A 21,391-nucleotide genomic window follows, 5' to 3' on the forward strand; every position below is an offset into this window, starting at 1 on the left:
CGTGTCGAACCTGGACTAAGTTTCGAATCATTGCAGCACAGTTCCCGACCGTGCGCCATAGTCGTTGCGTACGGGGCCAGACGGGCCAGATCTTTATGTCCCTGTTTTTTCGGGCCGGCGTCGATAATCAATCGACGGCAGGCAGCACCGGGTCATCCCAATCGCCCGCGCCGCCGAAAGCCCGCAACTGCGCCTTGAAGCGGCACAGCGACGCGTCGCTCTCGCCTGCCAGCACGTCGAATTGCTTGAGCAGCAGGATGGAGCGCGGCTTGGCGCCGATCAGGCCGGCCATGTCATCGACCGCGCGAAAACCGCCATGACCCGACATTACGCAGATCGCCGAGTAGGCGCGGATCCACTGGCGCTCATTGAGCAGGAATGCGCGCATGGGCGCGGCCAGCGAGCGCAGCCAGACCGGTGCGATCAGCACCACGTGGTCATAGGCGTCCAGGGCCGGCCCGTCATACCGGTACGCCGGGGTGCGCTTGAACAGGATATCGGCGATGCAGCGCAGGTCCCCGCGCAGGCCGAGCCGAGGCTGGCGATCGCGGATCTCATGAACTGGCCAGTGGGACATGGCGGCCAGTCGTTCGGCCACCGCGCGGGCGGTGCCGCTACGGGAATAGAAAACAATGCCGATGCGCGTCATGACGCCTCCGGGCGCGAGGCCGGGTCGTGCTCTTCCTGGGCCAGCAGGGCGCGCAGGATGTCGCGGCGGCTGACCACCCCGACCAGCTTGCCGTCACGCGTGACCGGCACGCGCTTGATGGCATGCTTGAGCAGCAAATCGGCGATCCGCGACAGCGGTTCGGATGCCTCGACCGTGATGACCGGACTGCTCATCACGCTGGCCGCGGAACGTTCCCCCAACTGCAGGCTGTGCAGGAATTCAAGGTTCAGGGCTTCGCCTTCGGCCAATTGCGCCAGCCAGTGGTCCAGCTTCTTCTGGTGAGCGCTGTCCTGTCGGCGCACCAGGTCGCCTTCGCTGACCAGGCCGATCAGCGTGCCGTCGTCGCCCACCACCATGACGGCGCTGATTTCGCGCTCGACCATGGCGCGCATGATGTGCGAGACGGGCGTCCTGGCATTGACGCAATACGGATTCGGAGTCATGAGTTCGCTCGCGAGCATGCTGTTCTCCAGAGGAAAAGGCGGTACGCTGGCAGGCACGTCGCCTTGTTTCCATCATGAGCCGGCGGCTACGCGCGGCCTTGACCTAGGTCAATCCGAACGTTGAGCGCCGTTTCCCACGCAGCCGCACTGTGCGATGCTGGCTGCGCATCCGCAAGGAGGAACCATGCCGAACCGTCCGATGCTGCGTTTCCTGGGAGCCGCCGGCACTGTTACCGGCTCGCGCCACTTGCTGGAAGTCGAGGGCCGGCGGGTCCTGCTCGATTGCGGCCTGTTCCAGGGCGTCAAGACGCTGCGCCTGCGCAATTGGGCGCCATTTCCGGTGCCGCCCGCCGAGATCGACGCGGTGCTGTTGTCGCATGCGCACCTGGACCACTCCGGCTATCTGCCGAGGCTGGTGCGCGACGGTTTTCGCGGCCCGGTCTATTGCTCGTACGCCACCCTGGACCTGTGCCGCCTGCTGCTGCTGGACAGCGCCCATCTGCAGGAAGCCGATGCCGACTACCTGAACCGGCACAACCTCTCCAGCCACAAGCCCGCGCTGCCGCTCTATACGGTGGCGGACGCCGAACGCGCGATCGCAGCGCTGCGCCCAGTCGATATCGACACTGCGATCGACCTGCCGGGCGGCTGCCGGGCCTGGCTGCGGCGCGCCGGCCACATCCTGGGCGCCGCCATCGTCGAGGTCGCGTATCCAGGCGGCCGGCTGGTGTTCAGCGGCGACCTGGGGCGCTACGCCGATCCGCTGATGCCGGCGCCGCAGCCGGTGGCGCAAGCCGACTACCTGGTGGTCGAATCCACCTACGGCAACCGGGCGCACGGCAAGGAAAGCGTGCTGGACGCGCTGGAGGCCATCATCCTGCGAACCATCCGCCGGGGCGGAACCGTGGTGATCCCGTCGTTCGCGGTGGGACGGGCGCAGGCGCTGCTGTTCCATCTGTGGCAGCTCAAGCAGGCTGGACGCGTTCCGCGCGACCTGCCGGTGTTCCTGGACAGTCCGATGGCCAGCGGCGCGGTGGATGTCTACCTGCGGCACCTGGCCGACCAGCGGCTGACGCGAGCCGAGGCGCGCACGGCGTTCGGCGTGGCGACCTGCGTGACCGATGTGGAACAGTCCAAGGCGCTGGACGCCTCGCCGATGCCGAAGATCATCGTGTCGGCCAGTGGCATGGCAACCGGCGGCCGCGTGATCCACCATCTGAAACACTACTTGCCCGATCCGCGCAACACGGTGCTGTTCGCGGGTTTCCAGGCCATGGGCACGCGCGGTGCGGCCATGCTGGATGGCGCCGCGTCGGTCAAGATCCATGGCGGCTACGTCCCGGTACGCGCCGAGATCGACAACCTGACGATGCTGTCGGCGCACGCCGATGCCGATGAAATCCTGCGCTGGCTGGGCGGATTCGAGCGGCCGCCGCGCGAGACTTTCATCGTCCATGGCGAACCCGGCGCGGCCGACGCGCTGCGCCTGCGGATCAAGGACGAGCTGGGTTGGCGCTGCCGCGCGGTGGAGCAGAACGACAGCGTGGCGCTGGCCTGACTACGACGTGCCTTGCGGCGCATGCACCAGCAGCACTGGAATGGTGGCGTTGCGCAACACTTCTTCGGCGCTGCTTCCAAGCATCATGCGCCGCACGCCGCGACGGCCGTGGGTGCCAATGACTATCAGGTCCGCCTTCCATTCCGCCGCTTCGGCCAGCACGCGTTGCGCCACGGTCTTGTCCAGGCTTTCGTAAAGCACGCTGTCGGCCTTGATATCCTGTTGCCGGGCGGTCGCCAGGGCAGTCTGCAGGATTTCGGTGCCATTCTTGCGCAGCATGTCGAGCAATTCGCCGGCGTAGTAGCCATAGGGTTGCAGGGCCAGGGCGAACGACAGTTCGTCGATGACGTGGATCAGGCGCAGGCTGGCATGGGTGAGCCGCGCCAACTGGCAAGCTTCTTTCAGGCCGAGCACCGAGGTGGGGCTGCCGTCGACGGGCACGAGAATGCGTTGGTACACGGCGGTTCTCCGACAATAGGGAAAATACGGACAGTATCGACCCGCGCTTGCCGCGGCTATTGACCGGCGTCAGTAATCGCGCGGGCCGGGGGCAGGCCATCTGCCGTTGCGGATCTCTTCGCTGTCGATGCCTTCGGCCCGGGCATAGGCAACCTGTCGGTCGCGCTGCGCCAGCAATGCCGCGCGCGCGGCGACGCCGCTGGCATGCAGCCGCGGCACGCGCGCCAGCACATCGATCGCCAGACTGTAGCGGTCGATCCCGTTGAGCACAGCCAGTTCGAATGGCGTATTGACGTCGCCCTGTTCGCGATAGCCGTGCACATGGAAGTTCCCGTGGTTGCGGCGCCGGTAGCACAAGCGGTGGATCAACGCCGGATAACCGTGGAAATTGAAGATCACCGGCTGGCCGAGCGTGAACAGGCGGTCGAACGCCTCATCGGACAGGCCGTGCGGATGCACCGCTTGCGGCACCAGGGTGAACAGGTCGATCACGTTGACGAAGCGGATCTTCAGACCGCCGAACAGGGCCTTGAGCAACGCCACGGCGGCCAGCGCTTCCCCGGTGGGCACGTCGCCGGCGCAGGCGATCACCACGTCCGGCTCGTGCAAGGTATGGGTACCGGCCCAATCCCAGGCCCCGATCCCCGCCTGGCAGTGGCGCGCGGCGTCCTCCGCGGCCAGGTAGACCGGGTGAGGCTGCTTGTCCGCCACGATCACGTTGACGTAGCCGGTCGAAGCCAGACAATGTTCCGCCACGCGCAGCAGACAATTGGCGTCCGGGGGCAGGTAGATGCGCACCACGTCAGGGTGCTTGTTGGCGGCCACGTCCAGGAACCCCGGGTCCTGGTGGCTGAAGCCATTGTGGTCCTGGCGCCAGACCACCGAGGTCAGCAGCAGGTTCAGCGCCGGCACCGGTGCGCGCCACGGCACCTGGTGACGCGCCTTGTCCAGCCATTTGGCGTGCTGGTTGAACATCGAGTCGATGACGTGCGCGAAAGCCTCGTAGGTGGCCAGCAGGCCGTGCCGGCCGGTCAGCGTGTAGCCTTCAAGCCAGCCCTGCAGCGTATGTTCGCTCAGGATTTCCATGACGCGCCCGTCGGGCGACAGGTGGCCGCCATCCGCATCGCTGTCCAGGCGCTGTGCCATCCAGGTCTTGCCGCTGGCCTCGTAGACGGCCGCCAGGCGGTTGCTGGCGGTCTCGTCCGGCCCGAACAGGCGGAAGCGGTCGGGATTGGCCCGCATCACGTCGCGCAGGTACTCGCCCAAGCGTTGCGTGGGCGAGGCGTCGGCATCGCCAGGCGCGGCCACTGGCTGGGAGTAGGGGGCCACCGGCGGCAGTTCGAGCGCGCGCCGCAGCAATCCGCCGTTGGCGTGGGGGTTGGCGCTGATGCGGCGGTCTCCGGTGGGCGCCAACTGGCGCAGATCGGCGGCCAGCCGGCCGGCCGTGTCGAACCAGGCCTCGGGCCGGTAGCCGCGCATCCAGGCTTCCAGGGCGCGCAGGGCATCGGGCCGGCCCGCCGGGTCGGGCAGGGGAACCTGGTGCGCTCGCCACGAGTTCTCGACCGCGTGGCCATCGAACTGGCGCGGGCCGGTCCAGCCTTTCGGGGTGCGCAGCACGATCATGGGCCAGCGGATGTGGGGGCTCGCGCCGCCGCCCCGTGCGCGTGCCTGGATCGCACGGATTTCCGCCAGGCATTGGCCCAGCGCGCGCGCCATTTTGCGGTGCATGGCTGGCGGGTCGTCGCCTTCCACGAAGCAGGGGCGATAGCCGTAGCCTTCGAACAGCGCCTGCAGCTCGGCGTGGGAGATGCGAGCCAACAGCGACGGGTTGGCGATCTTGTAGCCATTCAGGTGCAGGATGGGCAGCACCGCGCCATCGCGCGCCGGGTTCAGGAACCTGGCCGACTGCCACGAGGCAGCCAGCGGTCCGGTCTCCGCCTCGCCGTCCCCGACCATCGCCGCGACGACCAGCGCCGGGTTGTCGAAGGCGGCCCCGAAGGCATGCGAGAGGCTGTAGCCGAGTTCGCCTCCTTCATGGATCGATCCCGGCACGTGCGCTGAGCAGTGCGAACCGATGCCGCCCGGCGCGGAGAACCGCTGGAACAGCCGCGTCATGCCGGCTTCGTCCTGCGAGCATTCGGGGTAGCGTTCGGAATAGCGTCCATCGAGGTAGGCGTGGGCCACTACGGCGGCCGCGCCATGTCCGGGACCGCACACATACATCAGATCGAGGCCATGTTCGCGGATGAGGCGGTTGAGATGCGTCAGGGTGAAGGTCTGGCCGGGACAGGTTCCCCAATGCCCGAGTATGCGGCGCTTGATGTGGGCCGGCTGCAGGGGTTGGCGCAACAGGGCGTTGTCGCGCAGATACAGCATCCCCGCGCACAGGTAGTTGCTGGCCTGCCAATAGGCGTGCAGGCGGTCGACCTCGGCACTGGAAGGCACGGACGTCATGGTTTTCCTTTGTCAGGTTGCGCCCCTGCTGCCCACGATGGCCGGGCGGCGCGCGCGGTGTCGACGATGATCAGGTAGCGGCCAGCGCCGGGCATCGGCGTGCGGTCGCGCAGCAGCACCCAGGGAGTCCCCACCAGTGCCGCCGCCAGTTCGTAGTCGGCGTCCAGCAGCCCCAACCGGTCGATCAGCCGGTTGAGCGTTGCCGGGATGCGGATGCAGCCTTTGGACTGGGCGGTGCCCAGGCGTTGCTCCAGCCGGTACGGATCGGTCGCGTGCATCTGCAACCGCATGGTGGCGGGTGCGCGGTCGCCCCATCCCTTGTGCGCGGTCTGCCAGCCGAAATCGTAGACCCGCATGCCCTTGACGCCATAGCCCAGAATGCCGTTGGCGTTGCGGGTGCCCTCGGCGCGGTAGTCGGGGTTGTCCAGTGTATGGGCGAAGACGCCGATGGGCGTTTCGAAATGGTCGAATTGGCCGACGCGGCCGGTCGATACCGGCGCGGCCCCCAGGAAAACCGGCGGCCGGGACAACCAGTACAGCAGCGCGGCCTGGATCTTGGTGTCGCGGTCCACCACCAAGACGAACTGTGGGCCCAGGGGGGTGATGCCGGCTGCTCGCAGGGCATCCTGCGCCAGTTCGCCATAACGCTCCTGTTCCTCGACGGGCGGCGCCAGCACCGGCGATACCTGTTGGCTGAACGCCCGCGCCACGTCCTGTGCGCTGGACTGGGCCTGGGCAGCGAATCCGGCCGCCAGGGGCAGCAGGCCGGCCAGGGCGATGCGGCGCAAGGGCCGCTGCCGTATCGGCGGAAGACGCAACGGGAACACGGGGCCTCCATGGTGCCGCGCAGGTTTCGGTCCGGCCACGAGGGCGCCGTCCGCTAGTTCACCATGACGACAGGCACGTGCACCGTATGCAGCAGCTTCAGCGCCACCGAGCCCAGCATCAAGCTGCCGGCGGCGCCCAATCCGCGCGAGCCCATCACGATATGGTCGCACTGGTGCTCGGTGGCGTAGGCCTGGATGGTTTCTGCGACCTGGCCGACCCTGAGATCCGACTGATACATGATACCCGCCTTGTCCAGCGCCGCCCGGGCATCGGCAAGCGCCGTGCGGGCTTCGTCTTCGTAATACTGCTGGATCATGTCGCTCGACACGAAGGCCAGTACCGCGCCCGAGACGATGGGCAACTGCACGTTCAGCAGGTGCAGGTTGCACGCGCCGTATTCACGGATATGCTCGATCATGTAGCGCACGGCGCGCAGGGCATTGGCCGATCCATCGACCGGGATGAGTACGTTTTTCATGGAACCTCCAGGCGGGTAAGGGCCTTGCGCGAACGCGGCATGCCGCCATCATCGCGCCGCCGCAGCGCCGGGGCTTGACCGGGGTCAAGCCCGCACGCTTTTTTTCCGCCCCGTCCGGGCTGGCGTGCGCGCCGGTCGTCAGGCCGCCCACCGCCTAGGGGGCCGGGCCGCGGCGCCGGCTGCGTGGTGGCAGGATAGGCGCCTGGGATGTGCCCGGCGTGGACCCGGCACATCCCGCGCACCGTCCGCCGCCTTGCCCGCAAGCCCGCGGACGCGCCGCCGCGAAGCGGCCGCCCAGGCGGCGCAAAGGCGCGGGCAGGCGCCGATGCATCAGGCCGCGCGCAGCCCGTTTGCGCAGCCAGGCTCGCAGCCCCGGCGAAAGGTGTGCTGCGAGGGCGACGGCGCTCCCTGCCACGGCCAGCGCGACCGCCGCGTATTGCCACGCCTGGGCGGCGGGCATCACAGCAGCCACCCGGCGAGCCGATACGTCGCGAAGGTGGCGACATAGGCCAGCGCGAACATGTAGCCGAACGACAGCGCCACGTTGCGCCAATCGCCGGTTTCGCGCTTGATGACGGCCAGCGTCGACATGCACTGCGGCGCGAAGGCAAACCACACCATCAACGCCAGGGCGCTGGCGACCGGGAAATTGCCCGCCAGAATGTGGCCCAGCGCGGCATCCTGTCCGTCGGCCACGCTGTATATCGTCGCCAGCGTCGCCACCGCCGATTCGCGCGCGGCGAAGGCCGGGATCAGCGCCAGCGTGATCTGCCAGTTGAAGCCCAGCGGCGCGAACAGCGGCTGCATCCAACGGCCCAGCGTGCTGGCGAAACTGTATTCGATGGCCGGCCCGGCGGCGTCTGCCGGCGCCGCCGGAAAATGGGCGATGAACCACATCAGCACGGTCAGGGCCAGCATGGCGCCGGTCAGCTTCTTCAGGAAAATCCAGATCCGCTCCCATAGACCGATGGCGATATCGCGCCACTTGGGCAGGCGGTAGGCGGGCAACTCCATCAGCAGGGCCGCCGCCGCCACGGCCGGCCGCAGGCGCTTGGCGCAATAGGCAACGCCCAGCGCGGCCAGGATGCCGCCCGCATACAGCGCGAACAGCACCGTGCCCTGCAGGTTGAACACGCCCAGCACCGGCACGTCGGGGATGAAGCCGCCGATCAGCAGGGCATACACGGGCAGGCGGGCCGAGCAGGTCATGAGCGGCGCCACCAGGATCGTGACCAGGCGATCGCGCCGGTCGGGAATGCTGCGGCTGCCGATGATGCTGGGAATGGCGCAGGCAAAGCTGGAGAGCAGGGGAATGAAGGCGCGGCCGGTCAGGCCCACCGCCACCATGGCGCGATCGAGCAGAAAGGCGGCGCGTGGCAGATAGCCGGATTCCTCCAGCGCCAGGATGAACAGGAACAGCACCAGGATCTGCGGCAGGAAGCCCAATACCGTGCCCAGGCCGCCGAACAGGCCTTCCAGCAGCAGGCTCTTGAGGGGCCCGTCCGCCAGCCCCGCCGCGGCCCGGTCGCCCAGGGCGGCGACCCCGTCGGCGATGGCGTCGGTCAGGGGTTTGCCGATGGCGTACACGGCCTGGAACGTCAGGAACATGACCAGCGCCAGGATCAACGGCCCGAAGACGGGGTGGAGGGTCCAGCGGTCGATATGGTCGTCGCGGGCGGTGGCGGTATCCGGCATGCGCACGGTGTCCGCCAGGATCTGCCGCAGTTCGGCCTGGGGGTCGGCCACGGGCGGCAGGGGAGGCTGGGGCGGAATCGGCGCGTCGAAGTGCGCCAGCAGCGCCTGGGCTCCCGCACGCCGCACCGCGACGGTCTCGATGACCGGCGCGCCCAGGCGCCGCGACAGCGCCGGCACGTCGATGTCGATGCCGCGCCGCCGCGCCTCGTCCGCCATGTTCAGGGCCACCACCATCGGCAGGTCCAGGCGCCGCATTTCCAGCAGCAGGCGCAGGTGCAGGCGCAGGTTGGTGGCGTCGATGACCATCACCACCAGGTCCGGCCGGACTTCGCGCGGATGGCGGCCGAGCAGCACGTCCTGGGTGACCTGTTCATCGGCGCTGGCGGCGGTCAGGCTGTAGGTGCCGGGCAGATCCAGGATGCGGGCACGCCGGCCGGCCGGCGTGGAGAAGAAACCTTCCTTGCGGTCGACGGTGACGCCGGCATAGTTGGCGACTTTCTGGCGCCCGCCCGTCAGTTGGTTGAACAGGGCGGTCTTGCCCGCGTTGGGGTTGCCAACCAGCACCAGGCGCAACGTGGGATCAGCCATGGGTTGCCTCGCGCGTGACCATCACCCGGGCCGCTTCGTCGCGACGAAGCGCGAACCGGGTCGTGCCGATCGCCACCAGCAGGGGCGAACCGCCCAATGGCCCGCGCGCGGTTAGCCGCAGGGGCTCGCCGTTGACGAAGCCTAGTTCGCGCAGGCGGTCGGCAATGGGGTCGTCCGGCCGGGCCGGCGCGACGTGGTCGATCAGGGCGCGATCCTGCAACGCGAGATCACAAAGGCGGAGTAGAGGCTGAATCATAAGAAGAACCGAAGTAGCAATCGTTCCAGAATATATGGGCCTGCGCCGAATTCAGCGAAACTGCGGTACAGGACGAAAAAAGCAGCCATCCAGACGCTTGCGGCCCGGGCCGCAGGGGTCTGGATCGCTCCGAATCAGTGGCTTGTGCAGCGGCCCGCGCCGGATGGCGCACAGGCGCCGCCGGCCACGGCGCGCAGCGCTTGCCGGTCGGTGATCTCGACCTGCCTGGCATGGATGACCAACCCGGTGTCGCGGGCAAGCTGCCCCAGCAGCCGGCTGACCGTGGCCAGCGTCATGCCCAGCAGGCTGCCGATGTCGCCGTAGGTCATGCGCAGGCAGAATCTGTCCGCGGCATAGCCCAGGGCGGCATAGCGGTCGGACAGGTCCAGCAGGAACGTGGCGAGCCGCTGCTCTGCGCGCAAGCGGGCCAGTGCCATCAAACGTTGCAGGCGCGCCAGTTCGGCGCTCATGAGGCCGCGCACCAGCAGCGGTACCCGCGGGAATTGCAGCCCGAGCGCGTCGAGGGCTTCCAGCCGTATCACGCAGACCTCGGCGTTTTCCAGCGCCACCGCGGTGGTGGCATGCCGCCGGTCGAACAGCCCGGAGAAATCGAGCAGGTCGCCGGGAATGTGGAAACCCGCCACCTGATCCGTACTGTCGCAGGTGCGCCACTGGGTTTTCAGGCTGCCGACGCGCACCGCGAAGACCGCGTCGTGGTTGTCGCCCTGCTGGAACAGCAGGTCGCCGCGTTTCAGGCGGATACGGGTGTCGATGGCGTCGCCCAGGCGGGCCGTTTCGGCCTCGCTCAGGTGCCGTGGCAGGCAGGCCGCCCGCAGGCGGCAATCGCGGCAAGAGGCGGCGGGTCGATAGGGAAGGGCGGCGGCGTCTTGCGCCACCTGGAAGAAGGTCGTTGTCATGGTCTGCGGGGCTCGCGGAAACGGCGGAAGTCGCGGCCCGGGACGGGGCAGCGACGCAAGCCGGCATGGACGCGCCTGGACGGGCGCGCCGCGCCGGTGGCGATCAGCCGGGCAGAACGGGTGGGGCGCGCGGCCCGAGCGGCGGCCCCTGGGCCGGCAGCGCCGGCCGGGCTTGCCGGGACGCCGGTGCGGGCGCAGGCATGGCCGCCAGCCGCAGCGGCGCCATGGCGGGCGCGGCCAGCGGTAGCGCCGGGACCAGGTGTGTCAGCAGGCCGAAGGGACAATCCAGGCCGGTGGCGGCCTGCTGGCCAGGGTGCGGGGAATCGGGGCGTTCTGCGGCCAGGGACACGAGGACGGTCGACACCGTGCCGGCGGCCGTGCAGAGGGTCAGGGCGACCCGGCCTTGCCCCATCGCGCGGGTATCGGGCATGTAGCCCGCCGGCACGAGGCCGCGCAGCAGCAGCGCCACCAGCAGCGCCCACAGCACGCGGTAAGCGTGCGGCATGCGAAGCGCGAGGGAAGGGCCCGGACGGGCGCTGGTAGCCATGGCGCGATTATTCTAAGGCATGCGCGCGTCCGCCACGATGTCGCGCAGCAATTGTTTGTCGGCGTCCATCGCCATGGCCTGTTCCGCCCGCTGCAAGGCCAGTTGCGATTGATAGGCGGCGGCTTGCCGGAAAGAGGGGTCGCCAGTATGCCGCAACGCGCGCAGCGCCTTCTGCAAGCGCGACTGGACTTCGATCTGCGCCGCGCCGTCGCGCGCCACCAGCCGGAAGGCATCGTCGAACAGGTCTTCCGAGCGAATCGCCGCCACGTGGACGTCCGGGAACTCGGGGGATTGCCCGGGGTCGGCGCGCGGCCCCTCGGCCCACAGCGCGAGCAGGCGCGCGCAGCGGCCGATGACGTCGATCGCCGTGCCCGAGTCGTTCACGGCTGGCGACAACGCGCGAATCGCGATCTCGCTGAGCACCACGATACCGAAGCGCGGGTCCTGGTCATAGCTGCGGCGGGTGCCGACACTGAAGGCTTGCCGGATCCGCTCGGCGCGCGCCTCGGGGTCCGCGTCGGGGTCCGCCTCGGGGCCTGCCTGGCCATCCGGCCCGGCGTCCGGTTGGCCGAGCCATGCCAGCACGGTGTCCGGATAGACAAAGGTGCCGGGAATGGCGGGCACCTGGAGCGGCCGACCCGCGCGCTCGCCTTCGGCCTGCAGCGCCGCCATGTCGATGAACTGCACGTAGCCGGTGGTGCCCGCGCGCACCGCCTCGGCCGCGGGCGGCCGCGCGCGGCCGGCATTGCGCAATTCGCGGCCGCCGAGAAAGGGGTTGTCGAGCCGCGCCTCGATCGCCGTCCGGGTGGCGCGCTCGACCCGATCGGTGGTCTCGCCGACCCGGCCGAGCAGCATCAGGTGGTTGATCCAGCGCAGCAGCGCGATGACGATCAGCACAATGATGCCGACGGTCACCACGAACAGCACCAGCCGTCCGCGCGGTCCATAGGCGCCGGTCTGCAAGACCACGAGCGCGACGATGCTGAACAGGAATGAGCCGATGAACGTGGACAGCACGTTCTGCGTGATGCCATCCTGGATCAGCAACACCGTCGCGCGCGGCGTGACGGTGTTGGTGGCCGCGCCGAACGCCGACGTCATGATGCTCAGCGAGAAAGTCGTCACCGCGAGCATGCTCGACGCGATGATCGACAGGATGCTGTCGACCGCCTGCGCGCTGATGCTGCCTGGCAGGTCCCACGGCAGGTAGCGTTCGGCGAGCGCCGCCGCCATCGCCGCCAGGATGCCGAGCGCTCCGATCAGGGTTGCGCGCACCCACAACTTGCGGGTGAATTGCAGAAGTAGCCATCGCCAGCGCGCCACGCATGTCTCCTTGGAAAGACCGTGGTGTAACGATACATGATGTCTCTCTGCGGTACTCAGATTCCCAGGTACGCCTGCCGCACCCTTGGATCGTCCAACAGTGCGCGCGCGGGGCCGCTATGCACGATGTGGCCCGTTTCCATGACATAGCCGCGGTCGGCCGCCGATAGCGCCAGATGGATATCCTGCTCGACCAGCAGGACCGTGACGCCTTCGCGCAGGATGTCCGCCAGCACGCCCATCAACTGCTCGACCACCACCGGGGCCAGGCCCAGGCTCATTTCGTCGATCATCATGAGCGTCGGCGCGGCCATCAGCGCGCGTGCCATGGCGCACATCTGCTGCTCGCCGCCCGACATGCTGCCGGCGAGTTGCCGGCGCCGTTCCGACAGCCGTGGAAAGAAGCCGTAGACCCGGTCCAGATCGCGCGCGACGGCCGCCTTGTCGGCGCGCCGGTAGGCGCCCATGAGGAGATTGTCCTGCACCGTCATGCGATCGAACAACTGCCGCCCCTCGGGCACCTGGACCATGCCCCGGGCGAAGGCCTCGTCCGGGGTGGGACGGGACAGCGGCCGGCCATCCATCACGATGCTGCCCGTGCTGGGCAGCACGCGCGACAGCGCCCGCAGCAGGGTGGTCTTGCCGGCGCCGTTGCTGCCGACCAGCGCGACGAGTTCCGCGCGCCGTATCTCAAGGGAGATGTCATGCAGCACAGGCAGCCCGCCGTAGCCGGCGCTCAGGCCCTCGACCTTCAACACAGGGGCGTCGGCGTCCTTCATGTGCGCTGCTTGCCCAAGTAGGCCTGCACCACCTCGGCGTTGGCCAGCACCTCGTCCGGCGCGCCATCGGCGATCTTTTCCCCGTGGTGCAGTACCAAAAGCCGGTCCGACAGGCTCTTGATGGCCTTGATGACGTGCTCGATGACCAGCACGCTGATGCCGGTGCCGCGGACCTTGCGGATGATCTCGATGACTTCGTCGATCTCGACCAGGTTCAGTCCCGCCATGACCTCGTCGCACAGCAGCACCTTGGGCTGCATGGCCAACGCCTTGGCCAGTTCCAGGCGCTTGCGGTCCGGACCGCCCAGTTCGTCGGCGCGTTGGCCGGCGGCTCGCCCCAGGCCGACGAAATCCAGGCAGGCCCGGGCCTGCTCGCGCGCCAGCGCCAGCTTGGGCTGGCCGCCGCCACGGCCGAACAGCGCGCCAACCGCCACGTTGTCCAGCACCGACAGGCCAGGGAAGGGCCGCATGATCTGGAAAGTGCGGCCAATGCCCAATCGGGCCCGCCGATAGGCCGGCAGTTGGCCGATCAGCTTGCCTTGGTACAGGATCTCGCCCTGGCTGGGCGCCAGCGTGCCGCTGATCAGGCTGACCAGGGTTGTCTTGCCGGCGCCATTGGGGCCGATAAGGCCCAGGATTTCACCCTCGCCGAGCGTGAAGCTGACGTCGTTCACGGCCACCAGGCCGGCGAAGCGCCGCGTCATATTGCGGATGTCGAGGATGGCGTTCATAGCCGGTGCGCCCGGATGTTTTCGATGAAATAGCGCCAGCCCGACTTGCGCAAGCGTCGCAGCAGGTCGGCCAGCCCGCGCGGCATCAGCACCACCGCGGCGACGATGACCACGCCGAAGAACAGGCCGGCGGCGCTGGTGATTTCGCTGGAAAGGAGTTCCGACACCGCCGACAGCGAAAAAGCGCCCGCCACCGGACCCAGCACGGTGCCAGCGCCGCCGAAGACGGCCATGATGATCATCTTGACGTTCAGGCTGATGTCGAAGGCGCTCTCCGGGTCGAGGAACGTGATCCAGTAGGCGTGGATGCCGCCAGCCAGCGCGCTGAACAGGCCCGACAGGGCGAATGCCGCCACCTTGTACAGGGTGGTGTTGACACCCATGACCGCGGCGCCTTCCTCGTTTTCGCGGATAGCGATCAGGCCAAACCCAAATCTGCTGCGCGTCAGGCCGGCGATGGTCAGGGTTGCCAGCACCAGCAGGCCCAGCGCCAGCTCGTAGAACATGGGATCGTTATTCAGCGGCGGCAGCACCAGGCCGATATTCTGGCCGGCCAGCTTGATGTTGGAGACGATGGCCGTCATGACCTGGGCCAGGGCCAGGGTGGCGATCGCGAAGTAATGGCCGCGCAGCCGCAGCACCGGCAGACCCAGCAGCACGGCAAAAGCCATCGCCAGCGCAACCCCAAGCGCCAGGCCGACCGGGAAGGGCAGTTCCCACTGCGCCATGGCGATGGCCACGCCGTAGCTGCCCAGGCCGTAAAAGACCGAATTACCGAAGGACGCATAGCCCGCATACCCGCCGATGATGTTCCAACCCTGGGCCAGCACCGCCAGCAACAGCGTATTGATGCCAAACTGTACGAGCACGTCCGAGCCGTACCATGGCACACCCGCCAGCAGGGCCACCGCCAGCAGCAACAGGATAGCGCGCAGTGTCTTCATGCCGCCTTTCCCAGCAGGCCGCTGGGCCGCAGCAGCAGCACCAGCAGCAGGGTGCCGAAGCTGGCGACGTCGGCATACGTCGGACCCACGTAAAGCATGGTGAGCGATTCCACGATGCCCAGGAACAACCCGCCAACCATCACGCCCAGCGGATTGTCCAGCCCACCGATGATGGAAATGGCGAAGCACTTCGCCGTCAGCGTGGCGCCGATGTAGGGGTTGATCTGCGACACCGTGCCGTACAGGCCGCCGGCGGCGCCGGCCAGGGCCAGGCCCAGGCCGAAGGTCACCGCGTAAAGATGGCGCGGCTCCACGCCGTAGAGCCGCGCCGCCACCAGGTTCTGGGCCGTGGCCCGAATGGCGCGGCCCAGCCGGCTATGCAGCAGGAACAGCCACATGCCCAGGGTCAACGCCAGCGCCACCCCGAAAGCGGCAAGCCGAGCCACGGGCAGCGTCACCGGACCGAACGAATAGCTGTTGCCTGCGTAAGACGGATTGATAGTGCGGAAGTCGGCCGAGAACACCCATTGCGCCAGGTAGGTCAGCACCACTTCCAGCCCGAAAGTGATGAGCAGTGTGTTGAACATGGGCGAGCGCACCACCAGGTTCAGCAAGCCACGCTGCAGCGCATAGCCCAGCGCAAACATGACCGCGGCGGTAAGCGGCAGGCCCAGGAACGGGTCCACGCCCAGGTCGCTATACAGATACCAGGAGGCATAGGCGCCCAGCATGATGAACGCGCCATGCGCCAGGTTGACGATATTCAACACGCCCCAGACCAGCGCCAGGCCCTGCGCCATCACGGCGTACAGGCCACCGAGCAAAATGCCGTTGGCGAGGATTTGCGCCAGCAGGTCCATTGGTGCGAGGTCCGGGAAAGCGTGCGTGAGGGGACTATTCGGGCACCGCGGGCCCTAGCGCGCATCCCAGGCCGGCATGGGGTACTTCGGCTGGGTGATGAAACCCTTGGCCCCATAGATTTCCGCCAGCTTGTCGCCCTGGACCTGTATCACGACCTGAGGCAGGTCGATCTGGCCCTTTGCGTTGAAGGCAATGGGGCCGTACAGGCTGTCGAATCTGCTCTTGGCCAGGGCGTCGCGCACTTTCTGCGGCGCTGTGCTGCCCGCGGCTTCCATGGCGTGAACCAGCGCTTCGACATCGGCCACGCCTGAGGCCGCGTGATAGTCCGGGTCATAGCCGTACTTCGCCTTGTAGGCCTGGGCAAACTGCTGCGCGTCGCCGAACCAGCGGTCCTTCAGCGCCGTGGAAGGCAGCCATGCGGTCATGCCGAAGGCATAGTCGGCATCGCGGCCCAGCGCATTGCGGAAATCCTCGGATGGCACGCCAACGGTGAACGAGTACATCTTGGGCGCAACCGCCAGGCTCTTGGCCTGGCGCACGAAGTTCAATATCTCGGTCTCGTGGCCGGCCACCAGCACGGCGTCCACGTTCTTGCTCTTGATCTGCGACAACAGCGAGTTGAAATCGGTGGCATTGGTGCTGTAGCGCTCGTCCATCGCGATCTGCAATCCCGCCGCTTTCAGCAACGGGCGGGTACCGTCGGCGACGGAAACGTCGAATGCATCGTCTGCGTATAGCAACGCCACGCTGGCCGGCGCCGGCTTGAGCGCCTTGAGCATTTGCACGGTAGTGCCGAAATAGTTGCTGGCCGGGGCCAGCGTGCCGAATATGTACTTGAATTTGCGGGAAAATATCTGGTCGGAGGCGCCGCCGCCCTCGACCATGGGCACCTTGTACTTTTCCGATACGGCGGAATCGGCCAGTGCGAAATTGCTGGCGAAGGGGCCGAGCAGCAGGTTTGCCTTGTCCTGGGTGATCAACTGGGTGTACTGGCGCACGCTGAGATTGACGTCCGACTGGTTGTCGTAGATCTTGAGCGCCAGTTTGTGGGGTACGCCGCCGATCTTCACGCCGCCAGCGGCGTTTATCTTGTCCACCGCGATCTGGTAGGCGTCGCGGTAGTAGCGTCCGGTGTTGGCGACGGGGCCCGTAAGCTGAATCGAGGCGCCCAGCACGACTTCCGGCGCATCCGCCGCTGTAGCGGCGCCTGCGTACAGGACGAACGCCAAGACGGGCAGGGCATGCAATAGTCTCCGAGACATGATGGTGTCTCCTATTATTGGATTTTGTGCAACCCATTCTCGACCCATAGGTTGACGTTGACCTGAAGCTTGGCTTCGCGAATTGGCGATGGGCAAGGCCGTCAGCGGGCCGTAATGCCAACCCTGCGCCTATTCTTTACTTTACATAATATACATTATGCGTATTACGGCAGGCGGTCATCGCTCCCCGTGCTCGGCCGCCCGATTGCTCATTGATCCAACCCCGCCAGCAGTACATACCTGACCTCGACATACTCCTCGATGCCGTAATGGCCGCCTTCGCGGCCGTAGCCCGAATGCTTGACGCCGCCGAAAGGCACCGATGCCGTGCCCACGGCGCCCGAGTTGAGGATCACCATGCCGGCCCTGGCCGGGACCGCGCCGTCCAGGCTGGCGGACCTGATCGGCCTCAATAGTCGTCGCTGGCGCCGCGGCGGTTGCCGCCCGTGATGTCGGTACGGCCCAGCAGGTGCAGCGCCACCGCCTCGGCCACCTTCATGCCGTCGATGGCGGCCGACATGATGCCGCCGGCATAGCCCGCGCCCTCGCCCGCCGGAAACAGGCCGTTGGTGTTCATGCTCTGGAAATCGTCGCGGCGCGTGATGCGCAGCGGCGAAGAGGTGCGCGTTTCGACGCCGGTGAGCACCGCGTCGTGCATGGAGAAGCCCTTGATCTGCCGTTCGAACGCCGGCAGGGCCTCGCGGATGGCGGCGATGACGTAGTCGGGCAGGCTGGCCGACAGGTCGGTCAGCTTGACGCCCGGCTTGTACGACGGCGTGACGCTGCCCAGCGCGGTCGAGGGCCGCCCGGCGAGGAAGTCGCCGACCAGTTGCGCCGGCGCGCTGTAGTCGCCGCCGCCCAGCTCATAGGCGCGCTTTTCCCAGTGACGCTGGAAATCGAGGCCCGCCAGCGGCGAGTCCTCGATGCCGGGGAAGTCCTTGGGTTCGATGCCGACCACGATGCCGGCGTTGGCATTGCGCTCGTTGCGCGAATACTGGCTCATGCCATTGGTGACCACGCCGCCGGGCTCCGACGCGGCGGCCACCACGGTGCCGCCCGGACACATGCAGAAGCTGTAGACCGCGCGGCCGTTGCCGGCATGGTGCACCAGCTTGTAGTCGGCCGCGCCCAGCACCGGATGGCCGGCGCTGGGGCCGAAGCGGGCGCGGTCGATCACCGATTGCGGATGCTCGATGCGAAAGCCCAGCGAGAACGGCTTGGGTTCGATGAACACACCGCGCTTGTGCAGCATGCGGAAGGTGTCGCGGGCGCTGTGGCCCACGGCCAGCACCACGTGGCTGGCGGCGATGAACTCCCCGCCCGCCAGACGCACGCCGCGCACCCGGCCGTCCTCGATCTCGATATCGTCGACGCGGCTCTCGAAGCGGAATTCACCGCCCAGCGAGGCGATCTGCGCGCGCATCTGCTCGATCATCTTGACCAGGCGGAAGGTGCCGATGTGCGGCTTGCTGACATACAGGATCTCGGGCGGCGCGTCGGCGGCCACGAATTCCTGCAGCACCTTGCGGCCGTAGTGCTTGGGGTCCTTGACCTGGGTCGAGAGCTTGCCATCCGAGAACGTGCCCGCCCCGCCCTCGCCGAACTGCACGTTCGACTCGGGTTGCAGGGTGTTCTTGCGCCACAGGCCCCAGGTATCCTTGGTGCGCTCGCGCACCACCCGGCCGCGCTCCAGGATGATGGGACGAAAGCCCATCTGCGCCAGGATCAGCGCGGCGAACAGGCCGCAGGGACCGAAGCCGATCACCACCGGGCGGCTGGCCTCCGGCAGGTCGGCCGGCGCCTGGCCGACGTACTGGTATTCCATGGGCGGTGTCGGCATCACCGTGCGCAACCCGGCGACGCGCTTGAGCACGGCGGCCTCGTCGGCCACCTCGACGTCCACCGAATAGGTCAGCGTGATGGCGCTGCGCTTGCGCGCGTCGTAGCTGCGGCGGAAGATGGTCAGCGCGCGCAGGGCCTCGGGGGCTATCCCCAGGCGGCTACAGGCCGCGGCGCGCAGGGTGTTTTCGATGTCGTCCTGGGAGGTCGACAGGGGCAGGATGATTTCGGTCAGGCGCAGCATGAGGCAGGGGAACCGTGTCAGGGTTCAAGGGCTCGTAAAGACGCGTATTAGAACACGCTGGCGCCCGCCCCTGCCCCCTTCCCGGCCATGCGCCACGCCGGCGGCCGCGAGGCCTACCAGCGGTGCTGGTAGGTCAGCGTCAAGACCGTGCCCGCCGCCGGCAGACGGCTGGTGTTGGTGCTGGTGCGCATCAACTGGCTGTAGAGCGGGTAGTAGTCGCGATTGAACAGGTTCTCGACGCCGACCACCAGCGTGTCCTTGGGCGTGAACTGGTAGCGGCTCATCAGGTCCACCGTGAAATAGCCGCTGACGTCGCGGCGGCCGAAACTCTCGACGCCATTCAGCCGGTAGTCGCGCGCGCCGAAGTAATTGGCCTGGATGCGGCTGCTCCAGCGCTCGTTCGGCCGATATTGCAGGTACGCGGTGAGCTTGAGCGGCGGGATGCGGTAGCCGGTCATGTCGCGCCACTGGCCGTTGTCGGGCCGCTCGCGGCCCTTCATCCAGGTAAAGGTGCCGCCCGCGCCCCACGTTTCGTCGTCGGTCAGGTAGTCCACCGTCGCCTCGATGCCGTGGATGCGCTCCTCGGTGCGGGTCAGGATCAGGCCGTTGTTGAAGCTCTGCACGTCGCCCAGCTTGGAGGTGGTGTAGAACAGCGCCAGCGACGCCGTGGTGTTGCCCACCCCGCCGCGCCAGCCCAGCTCGTAGTTGTTGGTCTTGACCGGCTGCAGGTCCGACGAGCCGATGTCGAAGCCCGGCCGCGCGTTGCGCATCTGCACGCCGATGTCCGGCAACTGGAAGCCCTGGCTGAAGTTGGCGTACAGCTCCTGGCCGCGGATCGGCGCGTAGGACAGGCCCGCGTTGAACAGGAAGGCGTCGTAGCTGACCGAGCCGCCCCGCACCGAGGCCGGCGACGCCACGCGCGATTGCGACAGCGGCACGAAGTCGCCGAAGCGGGCGGTGGCGTACTCGTAGCGCGCCCCGCCCTGCACCGACCATTGCTCGTTGAAGCGGTGCTCCAGTTGGCCGAAGATGCCGGTGCTGCGCGAGGTCAGCTCGGGCATGTAGGTCAGGCGGCCGGTCTTGCGGAACACCCTGCCGCCGCTGGCGTCGTAGGCGGCCGCGTCGAACACGTCGATCGGCATGTCGCTGCGTTCCTGGTTGAAGTCCATGCCCCACAGCAGTTTCGACTGCTCGCCCAGCGGCGTGTCGATCGTCAGCCGGCTGCCGAACACCTTTGTGTTCTGCATGACCTGGTCGACGTTGCCGCCGCGCGTGACCACGGCGCGCGCGTCGAACGGCGTGAAGCGGGTGTAGTAATCGCGGTAGTACATCTGCGCCGTGACCTTGCTGCCCAGCAGGTCCAGGTGCTGGTATTCCAGGTTCACCAGGGTATTGCGGATCTGGTTCTGGTCGGCCAGGTCCAGGCCGTCGAGCGGCAGCGCGCGCGCCGTGCCCGGCGGCAGGCGGCCGACCGAGGGATCCGAGGCGTAATCGGAATGCTGGTCGGCGTTGTAGTAGCTGGCCGACAGTTGCAGGCGCTGCTTGTCGTCCAGCCGCAGGCCCAGTTTGCCCCCAAGGCTGTAGATGTTGGAGTCGAACAGATCGCCCTGGCTGGGTTCGGGCGCGATGCGGCGGCCGCGCGCGTCGTAGGAGGCGCCGTTGTGGCGCGCGCCCAGGTCCAGCGCGTAGTCCAGCATGCCCTGGCTGCCGGCGAAATGCTGCTGCAGTTGGCCGCCCAGCCCGGCCGAATTCAGCCGGCTCAGCGGGCTGACGGCGGTCACGGTGGTTTCGGCCACCGGTTCGCCGCCGGCGGGCCGGGTGGTGATCGAGACGATGCCGCCGGTGGCCCCGGCGCCGTAGATCGAGCTGCTGCCGCGCAGCACTTCGACGCGCTCGATGGTGGCCGGGTCGATGTTGGCCAGATTGCGCGACGAGTCGCGGTTGGTGTTCAACGGAATGCCGTCCACCAGCACCAGCACGCCGCGTCCGCGCAGCGTCTGGCCGTAGTCGGTCATGGTGCGGCTGGAATCGGCCATGCCCGGCACGGTCTTGGCCAGCACGCTGGCCAGGCTGTCCGAGCCGGTGCGCAGTTCCTGCAAGGCGTCGCGCTCCAGCACGATGGTCTGCTGCACGGGACTGACCAGATTGCTGGCCGTGCGCGAGGCGCTGACCTCGATCGGCGCCATCACGGTGGCGCCGCCGCTGGCCGCCTCGGGTTCGATGATGGTGGCCGAGCCTTCCTGCCGCAGCCGCAATGGTTTGCCCTGCAGCAGCGCGGCCAGCGCCTGTTGCGGCGTCATGGACCCGGACAGCGCCGGCGCCTGCATGCCGGCCACGGTCTGGGGCGCATAGAAAATCTGCAGGCCGTGCGTTTCGGCCAGCCGCTTGAGCGCCTGGTCGAGCGACTGCGCCGGCATGTCGATGGCGACGGGCGCCGTCGCCTGAGCGCTGGCCATCCCCGGGCCGAACGCCAGCACTGCCGCCATCGCGGCCATCGTCAGGCGCGCGGCCACCA

20 protein-coding genes and 1 pseudogene are annotated in these 21,391 nt (G+C 67.9%); 1 reads left to right on the top strand and 20 read right to left on the bottom strand.

Annotation, left to right across the window (positions count from 1 at the left end; all coding sequences use genetic code 11):
* Positions 1-127: 127 nt before the first annotated feature.
* Together AC6LKG_RS16480 and AC6LKG_RS16485 are read right to left on the bottom strand one after the other, a co-directional pair.
* Complete coding sequence (locus tag AC6LKG_RS16480; protein ID WP_498165958.1) at positions 128-649, bottom strand: flavodoxin family protein; 522 nt, start codon at positions 647-649, stop codon at positions 128-130.
* Positions 646-1,131, bottom strand: coding sequence for a CBS domain-containing protein (locus AC6LKG_RS16485; protein WP_498165960.1), 486 nt, complete (start codon positions 1,129-1,131; stop codon positions 646-648). The genes AC6LKG_RS16480 and AC6LKG_RS16485 overlap by 4 nt, the downstream gene beginning before the upstream one ends.
* A 166-nt stretch (positions 1,132-1,297) precedes the next feature.
* On the opposite strand from AC6LKG_RS16485, the gene AC6LKG_RS16490 reads away from it, so the two are divergent.
* Positions 1,298-2,671 carry an MBL fold metallo-hydrolase RNA specificity domain-containing protein gene (locus AC6LKG_RS16490; protein ID WP_498165962.1) on the top strand — a complete coding sequence of 458 codons (1,374 nt, stop codon included), beginning with the start codon at positions 1,298-1,300 and terminating at the stop codon, positions 2,669-2,671.
* Here AC6LKG_RS16490 and AC6LKG_RS16495 read toward each other — a convergent pair whose 3' ends face one another.
* The 18 genes and pseudogenes from AC6LKG_RS16495 to AC6LKG_RS16580 form a co-directional block, all read right to left on the bottom strand.
* Positions 2,672-3,130, bottom strand: coding sequence for a universal stress protein (locus AC6LKG_RS16495; protein ID WP_498165965.1), 459 nt, complete (start codon positions 3,128-3,130; stop codon positions 2,672-2,674). It abuts the gene before it with no gap.
* 69 nt (positions 3,131-3,199) lie between these two features.
* Positions 3,200-5,584 carry a phosphoketolase family protein gene (locus tag AC6LKG_RS16500; protein WP_498165967.1) on the bottom strand — a complete coding sequence of 795 codons (2,385 nt, stop codon included), beginning with the start codon at positions 5,582-5,584 and terminating at the stop codon, positions 3,200-3,202.
* Positions 5,581-6,372: a L,D-transpeptidase gene (locus AC6LKG_RS16505; protein ID WP_498165969.1), complete on the bottom strand. Its 792-nt coding sequence runs from the start codon at positions 6,370-6,372 to the stop codon at positions 5,581-5,583. The genes AC6LKG_RS16500 and AC6LKG_RS16505 overlap by 4 nt, the downstream gene beginning before the upstream one ends.
* Positions 6,373-6,464: 92 nt before the next feature.
* Positions 6,465-6,890, bottom strand: a complete 426-nt coding sequence (locus tag AC6LKG_RS16510) for a universal stress protein (protein ID WP_498165971.1) — start codon at positions 6,888-6,890, stop codon at positions 6,465-6,467.
* 154 nt (positions 6,891-7,044) lie between these two features.
* The gene (locus tag AC6LKG_RS16515) at positions 7,045-7,350 is read right to left on the bottom strand and encodes a DUF6587 family protein (protein WP_498165973.1); all 306 of its coding nucleotides are present in this window, start codon (positions 7,348-7,350) and stop codon (positions 7,045-7,047) included.
* A complete protein-coding gene (gene feoB, locus AC6LKG_RS16520) occupies positions 7,350-9,173 on the bottom strand; it encodes a ferrous iron transporter B (protein ID WP_498165974.1) in 1,824 nt (607 codons plus the stop codon). Before feoB ends, AC6LKG_RS16515 begins: the two co-directional genes overlap by 1 nt.
* Complete coding sequence (locus AC6LKG_RS16525; protein WP_498165976.1) at positions 9,166-9,429, bottom strand: FeoA family protein; 264 nt, start codon at positions 9,427-9,429, stop codon at positions 9,166-9,168. Before AC6LKG_RS16525 ends, feoB begins: the two co-directional genes overlap by 8 nt.
* 134 nt (positions 9,430-9,563) lie before the next feature.
* Positions 9,564-10,346 (bottom strand): helix-turn-helix domain-containing protein, encoded by a 783-nt coding sequence (locus AC6LKG_RS16530; RefSeq protein WP_498165978.1) that lies wholly within the window; start codon positions 10,344-10,346, stop codon positions 9,564-9,566.
* 103 nt (positions 10,347-10,449) lie between these two features.
* A complete protein-coding gene (locus AC6LKG_RS16535; RefSeq protein ID WP_498165979.1) occupies positions 10,450-10,851 on the bottom strand; it encodes a DUF2946 family protein in 402 nt (133 codons plus the stop codon).
* Between the two features lie 54 nt (positions 10,852-10,905).
* A complete protein-coding gene (locus AC6LKG_RS16540) occupies positions 10,906-12,216 on the bottom strand; it encodes a DUF2254 domain-containing protein (RefSeq protein WP_498165981.1) in 1,311 nt (436 codons plus the stop codon).
* Between the two features lie 56 nt (positions 12,217-12,272).
* Positions 12,273-12,995, bottom strand: coding sequence for an ABC transporter ATP-binding protein (locus AC6LKG_RS16545; RefSeq protein ID WP_498165982.1), 723 nt, complete (start codon positions 12,993-12,995; stop codon positions 12,273-12,275).
* The gene (locus AC6LKG_RS16550) at positions 12,992-13,726 is read right to left on the bottom strand and encodes an ABC transporter ATP-binding protein (RefSeq protein WP_498165985.1); all 735 of its coding nucleotides are present in this window, start codon (positions 13,724-13,726) and stop codon (positions 12,992-12,994) included. Before AC6LKG_RS16550 ends, AC6LKG_RS16545 begins: the two co-directional genes overlap by 4 nt.
* The gene (locus tag AC6LKG_RS16555; RefSeq protein ID WP_498165986.1) at positions 13,723-14,670 is read right to left on the bottom strand and encodes a branched-chain amino acid ABC transporter permease; all 948 of its coding nucleotides are present in this window, start codon (positions 14,668-14,670) and stop codon (positions 13,723-13,725) included. Before AC6LKG_RS16555 ends, AC6LKG_RS16550 begins: the two co-directional genes overlap by 4 nt.
* Positions 14,667-15,530: a branched-chain amino acid ABC transporter permease gene (locus AC6LKG_RS16560; protein ID WP_498165989.1), complete on the bottom strand. Its 864-nt coding sequence runs from the start codon at positions 15,528-15,530 to the stop codon at positions 14,667-14,669. The genes AC6LKG_RS16555 and AC6LKG_RS16560 overlap by 4 nt, the downstream gene beginning before the upstream one ends.
* A 54-nt stretch (positions 15,531-15,584) precedes the next feature.
* Positions 15,585-16,793 (bottom strand): amino acid ABC transporter substrate-binding protein, encoded by a 1,209-nt coding sequence (locus tag AC6LKG_RS16565; RefSeq protein ID WP_498165992.1) that lies wholly within the window; start codon positions 16,791-16,793, stop codon positions 15,585-15,587.
* Positions 16,794-17,002: 209 nt separating this feature from the next.
* Positions 17,003-17,158: pseudogene (locus AC6LKG_RS16570) on the bottom strand (aldehyde dehydrogenase family protein); the annotation flags it as partial.
* Between the two features lie 44 nt (positions 17,159-17,202).
* A complete protein-coding gene (locus AC6LKG_RS16575; protein ID WP_498165993.1) occupies positions 17,203-18,876 on the bottom strand; it encodes an NAD(P)/FAD-dependent oxidoreductase in 1,674 nt (557 codons plus the stop codon).
* A 113-nt stretch (positions 18,877-18,989) separates the two neighbouring features.
* Positions 18,990-21,371, bottom strand: coding sequence for a TonB-dependent receptor (locus tag AC6LKG_RS16580; RefSeq protein WP_498166025.1), 2,382 nt, complete (start codon positions 21,369-21,371; stop codon positions 18,990-18,992).
* Between the last annotated feature and the right edge of the window lie 20 nt (positions 21,372-21,391).

This window comes from Achromobacter sp. 46006, assembly GCF_059761975.1.